This is a genomic window from Glaciimonas sp. Gout2 (assembly GCF_035018905.1).
Classification (GTDB): domain Bacteria; phylum Pseudomonadota; class Gammaproteobacteria; order Burkholderiales; family Burkholderiaceae_D; genus Glaciimonas.
The window spans coordinates 1-13,257 of the sequence record NZ_JASJXA010000064.1; the positions used below are offsets into that span (position 1 = coordinate 1).

General features: G+C 49.1%; 13 protein-coding genes. 4 read left to right on the forward strand and 9 right to left on the reverse strand.

Annotated features, from left to right (window positions below):
• Positions 1 to 236: 236 nt before the first annotated feature.
• Positions 237 to 1,442, forward strand: a complete 1,206-nt coding sequence (locus QN379_RS21890; protein WP_323507604.1) for a glycerophosphodiester phosphodiesterase family protein — start codon at positions 237 to 239, stop codon at positions 1,440 to 1,442.
• Between the two features lie 225 nt (positions 1,443 to 1,667).
• Positions 1,668 to 2,921 carry a 6-phosphofructokinase gene (locus tag QN379_RS21895; RefSeq protein ID WP_322234154.1) on the forward strand — a complete coding sequence of 418 codons (1,254 nt, stop codon included), beginning with the start codon at positions 1,668 to 1,670 and terminating at the stop codon, positions 2,919 to 2,921.
• Between the two features lie 127 nt (positions 2,922 to 3,048).
• Here QN379_RS21895 and QN379_RS21900 read toward each other — a convergent pair whose 3' ends face one another.
• The 7 genes from QN379_RS21900 to msrB form a co-directional block, all read right to left on the reverse strand.
• A complete protein-coding gene (locus QN379_RS21900; RefSeq protein ID WP_322234152.1) occupies positions 3,049 to 3,375 on the reverse strand; it encodes a barstar family protein in 327 nt (108 codons plus the stop codon).
• Between the two features lie 245 nt (positions 3,376 to 3,620).
• Positions 3,621 to 5,282 (reverse strand): gamma-glutamyltransferase, encoded by a 1,662-nt coding sequence (gene ggt / locus QN379_RS21905; RefSeq protein WP_322240301.1) that lies wholly within the window; start codon positions 5,280 to 5,282, stop codon positions 3,621 to 3,623.
• Between the two features lie 410 nt (positions 5,283 to 5,692).
• Complete coding sequence (locus QN379_RS21910) at positions 5,693 to 6,661, reverse strand: polysaccharide deacetylase family protein (protein WP_323507605.1); 969 nt, start codon at positions 6,659 to 6,661, stop codon at positions 5,693 to 5,695.
• A gap of 139 nt (positions 6,662 to 6,800) precedes the next feature.
• Positions 6,801 to 8,108, reverse strand: a complete 1,308-nt coding sequence (locus tag QN379_RS21915) for a DEAD/DEAH box helicase (protein ID WP_323507606.1) — start codon at positions 8,106 to 8,108, stop codon at positions 6,801 to 6,803.
• Between the two features lie 413 nt (positions 8,109 to 8,521).
• Positions 8,522 to 8,935, reverse strand: coding sequence for a VOC family protein (locus tag QN379_RS21920; protein ID WP_322234145.1), 414 nt, complete (start codon positions 8,933 to 8,935; stop codon positions 8,522 to 8,524).
• A gap of 215 nt (positions 8,936 to 9,150) precedes the next feature.
• Entirely contained in the window at positions 9,151 to 9,876 is a 726-nt protein-coding gene (gene msrA / locus QN379_RS21925) for a peptide-methionine (S)-S-oxide reductase MsrA (protein ID WP_416186789.1), read from the reverse strand.
• Positions 9,877 to 9,917: 41 nt separating this feature from the next.
• Positions 9,918 to 10,520, reverse strand: coding sequence for a peptide-methionine (R)-S-oxide reductase MsrB (gene msrB, locus QN379_RS21930; RefSeq protein ID WP_323507607.1), 603 nt, complete (start codon positions 10,518 to 10,520; stop codon positions 9,918 to 9,920).
• A gap of 278 nt (positions 10,521 to 10,798) precedes the next feature.
• On the opposite strand from msrB, the gene QN379_RS21935 reads away from it, so the two are divergent.
• A complete protein-coding gene (locus QN379_RS21935) occupies positions 10,799 to 10,981 on the forward strand; it encodes a hypothetical protein (protein WP_323507608.1) in 183 nt (60 codons plus the stop codon).
• 14 nt (positions 10,982 to 10,995) lie between these two features.
• On the opposite strand, the gene QN379_RS21940 is transcribed toward QN379_RS21935, so the two are convergent.
• Positions 10,996 to 11,391 (reverse strand): hypothetical protein, encoded by a 396-nt coding sequence (locus tag QN379_RS21940; protein WP_323507609.1) that lies wholly within the window; start codon positions 11,389 to 11,391, stop codon positions 10,996 to 10,998.
• Positions 11,392 to 12,239: 848 nt separating this feature from the next.
• Between QN379_RS21940 and QN379_RS21945 the strand changes: the two genes are divergently transcribed.
• Positions 12,240 to 12,785 (forward strand): hypothetical protein, encoded by a 546-nt coding sequence (locus QN379_RS21945; protein ID WP_322234140.1) that lies wholly within the window; start codon positions 12,240 to 12,242, stop codon positions 12,783 to 12,785.
• A gap of 204 nt (positions 12,786 to 12,989) precedes the next feature.
• Here the strand turns inward: QN379_RS21945 and QN379_RS21950 are convergent.
• A partial coding sequence (locus QN379_RS21950) for a hypothetical protein (RefSeq protein ID WP_323507610.1) occupies positions 12,990 to 13,257 on the reverse strand: 268 nt, incomplete at its 5' end.

The following is a 13,257-nucleotide window of genomic DNA, read 5'->3' on the forward strand; positions in this document are numbered from 1 at the left end:
TGCGTTGTGCTTTCCTTGCCGTACTAATCGTACTGTCTGCGTCGGCACGCCTTGCCGGGCCGAATTTGCGACAGTCCACGGTTATTGGCTGACAATTTTTTTAGGTGAGTTTCAGGTCATGAAGCGGTCACCAAAATGGTGTTTACTACGTTATCTAATAAGCTATCAATTTTCGGCATTTTTTAACCGTGCCAAAATGCTGCTGGTGACTTCCCTAAACGCATCTCAAAGGACTTATGAAACGATTACTGACTGTTACCGCCTCACTCATCACCGCTACGTTATTGATCGCAGGGTGTGCTGGCAATAATGGCAATTTGCAAACTGCCGGACGTAGTGGCGGTGTCTTTAAAACATTGGATGGCAATCCGCCTTTGATTGTTGGGCATCGTGGGTTGCCTGGTCTTTATCCTGAAGAAGTCATCGCTGGTTATCAGGCTGCGATTGCCGCCGGTACTGATGCGCTCGAACTGGATTTGCAATCTTCTAGCGACGGTGTTTTGTTTGCCTGTCATAACGTTTTTTTGAGCGACACAACCGATGTTGCTAGTCACCCCGAATTCGTCCCACGCAAAAAATCGCGCATGGTGGATGGGGTTGCTACCGGTCCAGAGTGGTATTTCAGTGATTTCACGGCTGCCGAGCTGAAGACTTTGCGTGTCAAGCAGCCAATCGCTACGCGTAGCAAGCAATATGACGGTTTGTATCCGCTGGCGACGTTTCAGGAAGTGATTGATCTTGCCAAGGCGACTATGGCCGCCCATCCGCAACGCAAAATGTTTATTTATCCGGAAACCAAAAATCCGATTTATCAACGCCAGTTAGGTGTGCCGCTGGAAGAAAAATTGTTGGCAATGCTGATTAAAGAAGGTTGGAATACGCCAGACTCGCCCGTTTTTGTGCAGTCGTTTGAGCCGACTAGTTTGAAGTTAATGCGCAAGATGGGGTTGAAAACCAAGGTCGTGCAATTGATCGACGGCGACGGCACCAATTTTAAAACCGGTGCAATGACCTACGGTTCGCCCGACACTGCTAAACCTTACTCATGGCTGCAAGCTAATGACCCGCGGACTTTCGCGGCAATGGTCACGCCAGCCGGTCTGGCAGAAATTAAGACTTACGCAGATGGTATTGGGCCATGGAAGTTATATATTTTGCCACCGCAGGGCGTTGATGCATCCGGCAATGCGGTGAAATCGTTAGATCAGGCCTCAAATATGGCGCCGACAAGTTTGGTCGCTGATGCGCACAAGGCGGGTTTGTTCGTGCATCCGTTCACGTTTCGTGATGAAGGTGTGCGCCTGACCAAGACCTATAACGGCGATCCTAAAGCGGAATACAAGGCGTATTTTGACTTGGGTACAGACGGTGTTTTTACCGACTTCTCGACGACCGGCCGCGTGGCGCTGACCGAGTGGATGAAGGCTAACGCGGCTAAGTAAGCAAGCCATGCAGTGCTATTCAAGCCGTCGCTGAATTGATGCGCCGAACGGGTGTCAAGGTGTTTGCGCCATTTTTTGCTATGCGTCTCACCGTCCGTTCGGCCCGACGTATCAGCTTCGGCAGTTTTGTTGATCAACGGCCGTCGAGTAGAAACGATTGCAATCTGCGTCGCAACTGGCAATACTAGCCAATGTGAATGTATCGACAACTCGGAGAATAAATCCATGGCTAAAAAGAACGCCTTTTACGCGCAATCCGGTGGCGTCACCGCTGTCATCAATGCTTCCGCCTGCGGATTAATCGAAACCGCGCGCAAGCATAAAGACACTATCGGTAAGGTCTACGCTGGTCGTAACGGCATCATCGGTGCGCTCACTGAAGACTTGATCGACACCACCAAAGAATCGGTCGCCGACATCGCAGCCCTGCGCTATACGCCGTCGGGTGCATTCGGTTCCTGCCGCTACAAATTGAAAAGCTTGGAAGCCAATAAGCGTGAATACGAACGCCTGATCGCCGTGTTTAAGGCGCATAACATCGGGTATTTTTTCTACAACGGTGGCGGTGATTCGGCTGATACCTGTTTTAAAGTCTCGCAGTTATCGGAAGCATTGGGCTATCCGGTGCAAGCCATTCACGTGCCAAAGACGATCGATAACGATCTCCCGATTACCGACTGTTGTCCCGGTTTTGGATCGGTCGCCAAGTACGTTGCGGTATCAACGCTGGAAGCCTCGTTCGATGTCAAATCGATGGCCAAGACTTCCACCAAAATTTTTGTCCTTGAGGTGATGGGGCGTCACGCCGGATGGATTGCGGCAGCGGGCGGACTGTTGATTGATCACAATATTCCAGTGGTGATTTTGTTTCCGGAAGTCGTATTCGATCAGAAGAAATTTCTGGCCCGAGTCGATGCAAACGTTAAAAAATTTGGTTATTGCACCATCGTCGTGTCAGAAGGATGTCATTACGCGGACGGCAGATTCTTGGCCGAACAAGGCACTACTGATGCATTCGGTCATGCCCAGTTGGGTGGCGCGGCGCCAGTCGTGGCGAACCTTATCAAGGATGCGCTTGGCTATAAATTTCATTGGGCGGTGGCGGATTATTTGCAGCGCTCAGCCCGTCACATCGCCTCTAAGACCGATGTCAAGCAAGCTTATCAACTGGGTCAGGCGGCGGTTGAGCTGGCGGTGAAGGGACGCAATGCCGTGATGCCGACGATTCAGCGCTTGTCTGACGTGCCGTATAAGTATCGGATTGGCGTGGCGGACCTGAAAGACGTGGCGAACGTGGAGAAGTTTATGCCAAAAGACTTTATCAGCCGCGATGGGTTCGGGATTACCGAGAAATGTAAGCGCTATCTGTTGCCCCTGATTCAGGGCGAGGATTATCCGCAATATGAAAACGGTTTGCCGCAATACGTCACGCTTAAGAATGTTGCTGTAGCGAAGAAGTTAGCCGCTTTTAAAGTGTAGTTGACTTAGTCTAATTGAATTAGTGTTGTTATCTTTTGCAAGATTAAGCATCCATGACGCTTAATCTTGCACCTTGAGATATCGGCGCTATTGTCCACCTGCACTGCGTCCAAGTTATCACTACAACTCAGCACAACCGCAATACCAATGCCAATTTTTCGCCATAGTCGTCATAACGCTCATTGATAGCGCTGACGCAAAATGACAATTCCTCGACGATGTCGGGTGACTTTTGTTGCAATAGTGCGCTGTCGTGGAGTTCGATGATCAAAGTTTCATCGGGCTTCAATTTGAATTTACTCATGCTCTCGTCGTCGCGCAAATAGCTCAGACAGTCAATCCAGGCGCTCATGTTGCGTCCGTAAAAGTCGGGGAAACCGAATATTTTTTGGGATTCGGTGTGAAAGGCATCCCAATCGGTGATAAGGCTACCGTCTAAACGGACTGTTGGCATGATGTTATCTCGCTAGGTAAAAGGTGCAGTGTTCGATTTGATGGACAGACTAATTTTACCCATGTAATGGATTGATGCTGTGAGTAAATCATTGACGCTGATCGGTCTCTGATTGACTTGCTTGAGTCAACGTATCCAAATTAGGGGCGGCTCCACGGTTTTGTCGCCGCAGAATAGAAAAGAGGAAGCGCATGCGCTTCCTCTTTTATACCTTTTTCAAGTCAATGCTGCAACTTTGGCAGAAGTTAGTAACCGATCGCGGCACCGGCAGGACGACGACCATCATTTGCGCCGTAATAGTATCCAGGCAAAACCTTGCCTGAAACGCCAGCGTCGTTACCGGAACTAGTCGCAGAAACACCCGCTGCACCCGGCACGCCCATCATGACCATTTCAGCCGCACCCCATGGCGTTTGTTCGGTCATTTTGTAACCCATTCCACGCAAGACCTTCAGGGTATCCGCTGACATACCGCGCGTTTCGTAATACACCTCGTCCGGCAGCCATTGATGGTGGAAGCGTGGTGCGTCAACTGCTTCTTGCGGACTCATGCCAAAGTCGATCACATTGAGTGCGGTTTCCAATGTGATAGTGATGATGCGCGAACCGCCCGGAGAACCAATCACCATAAAAGTTTTGCCGTCTTTGGTAACCAAAGTTGGTGACATCGACGACAGTGGACGTTTGCCCGGCGCAATCGAATTGGTTGCACCTTGCACCAGACCGTACAGATTCTTTACACCGATTTTGACGGTGAAATCATCCATTTCATCATTGAGGAAGAAGCCCGTGCCCGGCGCAATCACTACCGCACCAAAGCGACCGTTAATGGTGTAGGTGGTCGATACCGCATTGCCTTCCTTATCAACGATAGAATAGTGCGTCGTTTCAGGTTTTTCGTGCGGCGCCATACCGGGTTGTACCTCTGCGGACGGAGTGGCTTTATCGGCGCTGATCTTCTCACGAATCGATGCGGCGTAAGGCTTGCTCAACAGACGCTCTAGCGGATTTTTCACAAATTCGGGATCGCCCAAGAATGTGTTGCGATCCATGTAAGCGTGGCGCATGGACTCTGTCATCACGTGGACTGCCGCTGCGGAATTAAATCCCATCGACTTCAGGTCATACCCTTCAAGCGTGTTGAGGATCTGGCACATTGTCGCGCCGCCCGAGCTTGGCGGTGGTGCGGATACAAATACGTAGCCGCGGTAATCGCAGGTCACCGGCGCAGTTTCGGTAATCTTGTAATCAGCAAAATCGGCGGCAGTAATGATGCCTTTACCGCTCTTGGATGCCCGCTCAACTGCCTCTGGAATAGCGCCTTTATAAAAGGCGTCAGGACCGCGGCGGGAAATAGCCTCAAGCGTCTTGGCCAGATCCTTTTGCACTAGTCGGTCGCCAGGTTGTAACGGCGAGCCATCGCGGCGCAAGAAAATTCTACTGGCTTCAGGATCTTTTTTGAAGTACTTAATCGTTGTATCGAGAATATCGGTATCGCCACGATTAAGGATGAATCCGTCACGCGCCAGCTTGATCGCCGGCAGCATGACTTGCGCGCGCGTCAACTTGCCGTATTTACGCTGTGCAGTGTCCAGACCAAGCACGGTGCCCGGTACGCCGACCGCCAGATAGCCATACAAACTGGCATCGCCGATGACTTTACCGTCAGCATCCAGATACATATTGGCGCTTGCCGCAGCGGGTGCTTTTTCGCGGAAATTAATAAAAGTATCGCGTCCATCGGCTAGGTGAATGGTCATGAATCCGCCCCCACCGATATTGCCGCAGCACGGATTGACGACCGCTTGCGCATAACCGACTGCGACGGCAGCATCAACGGCGTTGCCGCCCATTTTCAGGATATCTACACCAACTTGTGAGGCTAAATGCTGCGAGGTGACGACCATGCCGTTTTTTGCCTCGACCGCCGGCACGCCGACCGCATTAACATTCCCAATTAAGGCCAGTGCGAACACCGACGCAACCAACGGTTTTAACCAATTTTTGAGATGCATACATTCCCCTTTTATGGACTAACTAAAACTTGAAGATCATTCAAGCTTGCGACTTAAGGCTTATTACTCATTTGCAAATTAAAAATGACTGAAACCCGTAGCGAACTGATATGGTGTTCGCCTGCTAAGGCAAAGGCTAACGGAGGTGGCAAGGACCGCATCGTTCAGATCGGTGGAATCGGCAGATGCCAGTGGTTTCAGATGATTCTTAATGAATAAGTAATTAGGCTGACAGCTATGCCATTGTAGCTAGCTGCGCTATTGTTGTGTAATGGTTTACGTTGTTTCTGCACAACGAGAGGCTACATCCATGCCCATAAAAAATTCCAGAAACCGGGTAAGTGAGTGGTTTGCTCACCATCACGCACACTTCTGGCCAAGGCGGCGCGCTCCACCGCCTCTTTGTTCTCGTAAAAAGGTTTGGCGGCGGTTGGCAAGTGCACTGCCCGCGCACAATCCAGCAGAATCTGTAAATATTCGGCCATGTGATCGGCGGTATAGCCGTTAATGTCGTGGAAGGTGACGACCACCGGAATATTTCCGTCGACCACCGGCAACTCGCCCGCTGCGATTCTTTCGCGTACATCGGTCAACAAATGCAACATGTTCGAGCGTCGCCGCAAGCTCGCTTTGAAGCCGTAGATCTTGCCGTCATTTGCGCTCAAATCAGTGAGCAAAATATGCATGCCGTGCTGTTGATAGACGCCAAAAGTGCGCTTGTCGTAATTCCAGAACGGCGGCCGAACCAGTTTGGGCGCACTTCCCTGAATGGCAACAATGTCGCCAATTCCCTCATTGAGCGACTCGTCGAATTTTTCCGGACTAAGAAAGCGATGATTGGCGTGGCGCGGCGTAGCGGTATGAAAGCCCAGCAAGTGACCTTCTTCCACTTCACGGCGTAATATATTGCGCCCAAAATCGGTTTCTCCCGCGCCTGATGACCGGGTTTGCACAAAAAAGAGCGCTTTTATGCCGGGCTGTACGGGATTCACCAACAGCGTGTTCAGGATGGAAAGCGTCGAGTTATCAGTCTTCGGTCTGGCGGGGCCATCGTCGAAGGTGAGCAAAAATCGGATCGGCGGTTGAGATTGCAACGCCGCTGCAGTGCGCGGTGACATCGGGACTGGCTCAATCGCGCAGCCCGCGGCACTGAGCGCCACCAACATGATTATCAAGTTGGAAGCGATTTTTTTGAAACGGTTTGATGTGGTTGCAATGACGGTATAAATAATACCGCGGTAGCTCGGTGAAAAAAGAAGAGTAGTAGTCATACGCAGCAGACACAAAAAGAGGAACTTGCCCGTGGTAAAGGCGGACCTCATGATACGTCCGCCTAAAGGTAGATCAGCCAACTGTTACAAACGAGACGCAACTTTGTTAACTCGGCTGAGAGTGCTTCAACGCGTTCTTCTACTCTATCGGATCGGACGCTGTCGCTTCACGTAGTTTGTCTTTTTTGCTCTTACGTTTGCCTTTTATACCGCCATTAGCCGGATTATCCGGTGAGTTTTCCGATGTTGTATCGACTGAACTATTCATAGCAAAGGGAAGACCTGTGTTGGAATGCAATGTCTCGACCGGTTCAAAGCCTGCGATTTGTTCACGGGGGCAGCGCACATTATGGCGTTTTTCTATCAGCCGAAAATGGGCTTCGGTATCAGCACTGATAAAGCTGACAGCGATGCCGGTCTCGCCCGCACGACCGGTACGACCGATCCGGTGCGTATAGTCAACAGCCGACCGTGGCAGGTCATAGTTCAACACGACCGGCAATTGCGGGATATCAATACCGCGCGCGGCCACATCGGTGGCGACCAGCACCTGCAACTCGCCGGCTTTAAATTCTGCCAATATCCGGGTGCGCGCACCTTGGCTGAACTCGCCGTGAAATGCCGCGGCCTTAACGCCTGAGCGGTGCAATTTTTCAGTCACGTAATCGGCGGCATATTTGGTCGCGACAAAGGCCAGTACGCGATCCCATTTATGTTCTTTCAACAGATGCACGAGCAATTGCGTGCGGCGTTTTGGATCCACCGCAATAGCGCGTTGCACAATGTCCGGCTGATTGTTTGGCTCGGCCGCCACTGCGATGCGCGTGGGATTGCGTAATATTTTCCTGGATAGCGCTTCCACTGCGGGAGGAAATGTTGCCGAAAAGAATACACTTTGTCGGGTCATCGGTAAGAGTGCCAGAATCCGTCCAATTTCTTCCGCAAAACCCAAATCCAGCAGGCGATCTGCCTCGTCGAGTACCAACATCGATACGGTCGAAATCGTCAGTGCGTGATGGTCAAGCAAGTCGAGCAGACGTCCCGGTGTGGCGACGACGATATCTGCACCGCCACGCAACGTCATCATCTGTGGATTGATCGACACGCCACCAAATATCGTTACGATCTTTAATGTTTGCGCATTGTGCTGTGCAAGTAGTTGTAGTGACTCACCGACCTGCACAGCCAGTTCTCGCGTTGGCACTAAAATCAGGGCACGCACTGACCGGTCCCGAGACTTTTCGCTGGGTGTTTGATTTAATAATTGTAACAACGGCAAACAAAACGCGGCGGTCTTACCGGAGCCGGTTTGGGCCGAACCCACGACATCGTGGCCCTGCAAAATGGCGGGAATAGCAGCTTCCTGAATCGCGGTGGGTGCAAGATAACCCAGGTCATTGACGGCGCGCAGAAGGGAGGGAAGCAAACCCAATGAAGAAAATGGCATAAGGGAATGGTCGAATTTCGATTTAATGAGACTGAGAAATGGCACTAATTAGGTGGCTGAATTCGTGCCTGACAAGTGGCTGAATACCTGGCCATGTGTGCCCTTGCATGGCTATTTGGCACGCGATGGTGGATTGTCGCTTGAAATGGCTTCTTTTACCACCGGCATCGAAGTGCGTGGATCCGAGAGCGCATCAAAGAAGTTGATTACTAACCAACTTCTTTGATGCGCGGTCTGGGACTTATTTGATGGTGGAACCGTAATGGCGGCTTGGCACGTATTAAGAACGCAAGAGACGTTCATCTGAGCGATCTGCCTCCCGCGCCGTTTAGGGGCGCAGGTAATATCAACTCGACATATCGCTAAACGTCAGGTCGATTGGGGAAATCGGGACCCGGACCTCAAGCAACACGTCATTCCGGTCTCTTCTCACAATTAATCATCCATGGAATACCGAACTGGTCGGTGAGCATCCCAAAACGTTTAGCCCAGAAAGTCTCCGCAATCGGCATCTGTATCGTGCCGTTTTTCGCCAATGCTGCAAATGCGCGTTCGGCTTCTTCCGGTTCATCAATACCCAGCATCACATGAAAACCTTTTGCTGCCTCATAGCGTTCAGGCGGACTATCCGCACCCATTAATAGTTTATCGCCCACCATCAGGCGTGCATGGATAATCTTATCGCGCCACTCCGGTGGCGTCTGCTCTGCTATAGGCGTATCGCCGTGCGTCATCATCGCGACGATTTCACCGTCCAGACAGGCGGCATAAAAGGTAAATGCTTCCTCACATTGTCCATTAAAGTTGAGATACGGATTCATTTGCATGGTCGGCTCCTTAAAATGGGTTCAAACTGTTTTGAGCCATTGGAATTACTTCGCCCCAATATGGCTAAAGCGACATGTTCTCCCATAGGACCGATACAAACTTTTAATGTTCCCCCATCATATCGGCTAATTCACATAATATTTTTCTTGAAAAAAATGTCAAGAATTGACCTTGCTTTGTCATCAAACGCGTCTTAAGTCAGACACCATCACTACTAATAACCACTGGCAACCGGTACATTGGTATAAAGTTTTGGGAAGACACGTTTCAGATTGTCGATTTTAGGTAAGTCATTGAACACGATGTAAGGATACGTAGGATTGTGGAGCAAGAAATCCTGATGATATGCCTCCGCCGGGTAAAATCCTTGTAATGGATCGACACGTGTCACGATGCTGGCCGGAAATGCATGCGCTTTTGTCAGTTGCGCAATGTAGGCTTGGGCGATGTTTTTTTGCGTGTCATCTGCATAGAAAATATTGGAGCGATATTGCGTGCCGGTATCAGGCCCTTGCCGGTTAAGTTGGGTCGGATCCTGTGTCACCGAGAAGAAAACCTGGAGTAATTCGCCATAGGAGACGACTGCCGGATCGAAGGTGATCTGAACCGACTCGGCGTGCCCGGTTTTTCCTGAACTGACTGTCTCATATTGGGCGCTGTTCTTATCGCCACCGCTGTAGCCAGAAACAACCTTGTGTACGCCACGAACGTGTTCGTACACGCCTTGTACGCCCCAGAAACATCCTCCAGCGAATACGGCCGTTTGAAGCGGGCCTTTAGTTTTTGCGATGTTGGCCTCGGGTGGCGCGATGATGACGGGCGCCTCGGCAGCGTATGACGCGGTTGTCCAGGCAATGCAGGTGGCGCTTGTGATGCCCATTAATAGCGTAAAAATAGTCCGCATAACGATTTTTGTATGGCGTGGTTTAAGAGATTTCATTGTGTCCTCCTGATGATTATTCATTCTACAGCGACCGTAGATTAGCCGCGCGCGACGAAACGTAGCGCAACAGAGTTCATGCAATAACGTAAACCGGTTGGCTTGGGACCGTCATTGAAAACGTGGCCCAGATGCGCGTCGCAAAGATGGCACGAAATCGCATCACGTTGCAACCCTAAACTATTGTCAGCATCATTGACGACATTGTGTGTCGATATAGGTTGCCAAAAACTTGGCCAGCCCGTACCGGATTCGAATTTTGTTTTTGAGTCGAACAGTGCCGTATCGCAACAAATACAGCGATAAAGTCCATCTGCATGGTTATCCGCGTATTTCCCTGTAAATGGGGTCTCGGTTCCCGCCTTGCGCGTGACTTGATACGAATCAGCAGAAAGCAAATGTCGCCATTCATCATCAGTTCTGACAAGTTTTTGTATGGAGGCCACTTTCAGACTCTTGCCCGATGCCGAAAAATATTCAATGGTGACTTCGTGACTTTTGGCTGGTGTGGATAGCGTCGCCGCCATTGCCTTACCAAGCAGATTACTGGCGACAACGGCGCTCACGCCATACTTAAGCAGCATGCGCCGTCCGAACTTTGTTTCGCCAATGATCAATGCACATTTTTTATCTGTTGCGTTCATGATGCATCCTTACCGAAAGATGAATGTTTGATGTTGCGTCGTGCTGAGTCGTGTAATTTCGCTGCGACAACATCGACCGATGTACACGTCACTAATGTCTATTAAGTCGTCAATTTGAGCAAAACCTTACACCCGAAATGAAATTTGTTTGCCGCCGGCATAGCTGCGGACGGGGCCAGCGCGCAACTATTGCGTGGTGCTTAGCCGCTTTTCTAAAGACTGGTCGCAACAACCATACTGCATCGTTCGATGCCATGAATGACGTGGTGTCGCACTCCATGCAACATATGACCGATGCCGATCTGGGTAGCATTGCCGTATATCTGAAGTCACTAGCGCCCAAAAATCTACAGGCAGTGCCATTTAAGGCGGACAGCAAAGTCGCAACGGCTTTATTTAACGGCGTGGTAAGTACAACTGGCGCGCAGATTTATCTCGACCGCTGCGCTTGCTGTCATTGATCGGACGGTAACGGTTATAGCAAAGCTTTTCCTGCGCTGGCTGGCAATGCCGTGCTGCAAACCGCTGATCCAACCTCCGCAATTAATATTGTATTGTCAGGCAGTGCGTTACCAGCGACCAGGACAGCTCCATCGGCGCTCACCATGGCGGTGCCGCAACGGCTGCACAAGTCGCCAAAATCTGCAAAATGTCGGTTCCGGTCAAGGCTGAAACTGCCGGTTCCGGTCAAGGCTGAAACTGCCGCATCACTTGCGCCCGGACGCGCGAGAACTTTCCCCGCGGCCGAGCTTGCGACAGCGTCCTCTCGATAGGTGACATCTTTAATCTCACACCAGCTAATGAGACCAGCAGCATTCTGATCTACGTGATGGTTTGCGTAAATCAGAAACGCATTTAACGCTACTTTCATTTACTCTTCAATTTCTTTTAGCCAGCTTCGTGCTGGCTTTTTTACGTCTGAAGCGACGATCTACAAAGAAATCAAATTGTCGCTCATCCCCGACATGATCAACATCAAGCCCAACATTAAGCCTGACAAAAAAATACATCGATAGCGCAAAAAACGCTCTGACAATCTTGCTAACAAAATTTTCAAAGAAGTAGAAATGAGTCAAATCACGATCACCTTTGGCATTTTAATAGTGTGATCAACTGATCCAGCATGAGGGGAAGTGTATTTTGTAGAATTTTCTCTGTTAATTCGAGAATAGTCTCGTATCAATCTGGAAATTTCATTTGTAGAATTGAAGCCAATTAAAAATAAAAGAATAACGAGAATAGGTCACGAGAGCGCTCACCGCGATTGCAGTTACGCCACCACATCTTGACACCAGATCGAATAACGGTCGATGAAAATATAAATAACGGAATGAAGTCGTTCCGATCCAAACATGATTGATCAGTACTCCAGGCGCGCAACGCTCCTCGATATTTAAACAAAGTGAGAACTTACGCAAAACTGTCCCAGCAATGGGGTTGCAAACCTTGCTGACGGTGACAGTGCGCTAGTGCTGAGCCGTCAAGGTCTGGCCTTGTCGGCGGCTAGGAAAGTACAACGGAGTTGGACAATTTTGCGTCAGTCCTAAAAGTAAAGAAAAGTTTTTAACCGACAAATACTGACAGAGTTATAGACAGAATCAACCAAGGAACAGTGAGCATGAGGAACGCATTTTGCATGACGATACGCATACCATTTTACTTAATATTTTTTCTGATGATGAAATCGGTTCTAGTTAGTTTCTTTAGCGAGACGACACATTGAAACAAATACACTCCAAAGACCGCAAAGCGACTTTTACTTTGCCTGCCGAACACCAGCGTGACAATCCCAACAAAGACCGCATTACCTTTGCTTTTCATTATCCGGATATGACGCCGATAGCGCAGGGAAACGCACCTGAAAAAGATGAGATAAAAATATATTTGAGCCCTGCATTCGCAACTGATCGCCTTAATACCAGCTATGCAAAAAATCTGGAAGAAAATGCCATAGATTACTTTGATCCGATGCGGAGCGAAACCAAATATCGCACCGGCCGGGAAGGTATATACCGGAAGTATCAACTAGGCAAACCAGACAAGCCGGATTTGGTAAGCATCTATTACATCTTTCAGGCAGCCGATAAGCAACAAGTATGGGTGAACGACCCCGCGCGCTGGATGTGCGTTTTTAAAGTTCATAGAACTGTCGATTCGTACTTCGATGTGCAATACACGATTGCCAAATCGCTAGGCAAAGACTTCTTCGAAATCGACAAAATCGTCGCCGAACTGATTCACAAAAATATAACCATTCACCCTTGATTAGAGTAATCAAGCATGACTGCAATTGAATTGTGTCTTGGTGAAGTGTTGAGTTTAAGGCGGGTGGTTAGCGACCACCTATTTATTGAGGTGCGAAGTGGACAAAACTAAGGAGACAAAATGAGAAAAAAGGTCGCTGCATGATCAAACGTAAGCGGTCATGGCTCCGTATTTTTTGGATATTTTTGATGGAGATAGTAATTTTCATATTTTTATATTTTTGTCGATGGCATCGCAATGAGGGATTACATTGATATATCTTATATTCGAATTTTTTTTCATATTAATTGTTACAGTTTTTCCCGATGTATATGTTTGTCTTTGTATAAGAGCATTCAAATATTTTGGGGGCTTAACACATTTAGAATTTTTTATAGAAAATTTATACATGTCATTTTCTATAATCAATGTTGCGGTTTTTTCTTTGTTAATAGTTATTCGTGAAATTTCATTTGATAAAACGGCGTATAGA

Bases quoted from the DNA above. Each gene is read 5' to 3' on its own strand.
- QN379_RS21890 (WP_323507604.1), top strand. From the start codon at position 237: ATGAAACGATTACTGACTGTTACCGCCTCACTCATCACCGCTACGTTA.
- QN379_RS21895 (WP_322234154.1), top strand. From the start codon at position 1,668: ATGGCTAAAAAGAACGCCTTTTACGCGCAATCCGGTGGCGTCACCGCT.
- QN379_RS21900 (WP_322234152.1), bottom strand. From the start codon at position 3,375: ATGCCAACAGTCCGTTTAGACGGTAGCCTTATCACCGATTGGGATGCC.
- ggt (WP_322240301.1), bottom strand. From the start codon at position 5,282: ATGGTCGTCACCTCGCAGCATTTAGCCTCACAAGTTGGTGTAGATATC.
- QN379_RS21910 (WP_323507605.1), bottom strand. From the start codon at position 6,661: ATGACTACTACTCTTCTTTTTTCACCGAGCTACCGCGGTATTATTTAT.
- QN379_RS21915 (WP_323507606.1), bottom strand. From the start codon at position 8,108: ATGCCATTTTCTTCATTGGGTTTGCTTCCCTCCCTTCTGCGCGCCGTC.
- QN379_RS21920 (WP_322234145.1), bottom strand. From the start codon at position 8,935: ATGCAAATGAATCCGTATCTCAACTTTAATGGACAATGTGAGGAAGCA.
- msrA (WP_416186789.1), bottom strand. From the start codon at position 9,876: ATGAAATCTCTTAAACCACGCCATACAAAAATCGTTATGCGGACTATT.
- msrB (WP_323507607.1), bottom strand. From the start codon at position 10,520: ATGAACGCAACAGATAAAAAATGTGCATTGATCATTGGCGAAACAAAG.
- QN379_RS21935 (WP_323507608.1), top strand. From the start codon at position 10,799: ATGCAACATATGACCGATGCCGATCTGGGTAGCATTGCCGTATATCTG.
- QN379_RS21940 (WP_323507609.1), bottom strand. From the start codon at position 11,391: ATGAAAGTAGCGTTAAATGCGTTTCTGATTTACGCAAACCATCACGTA.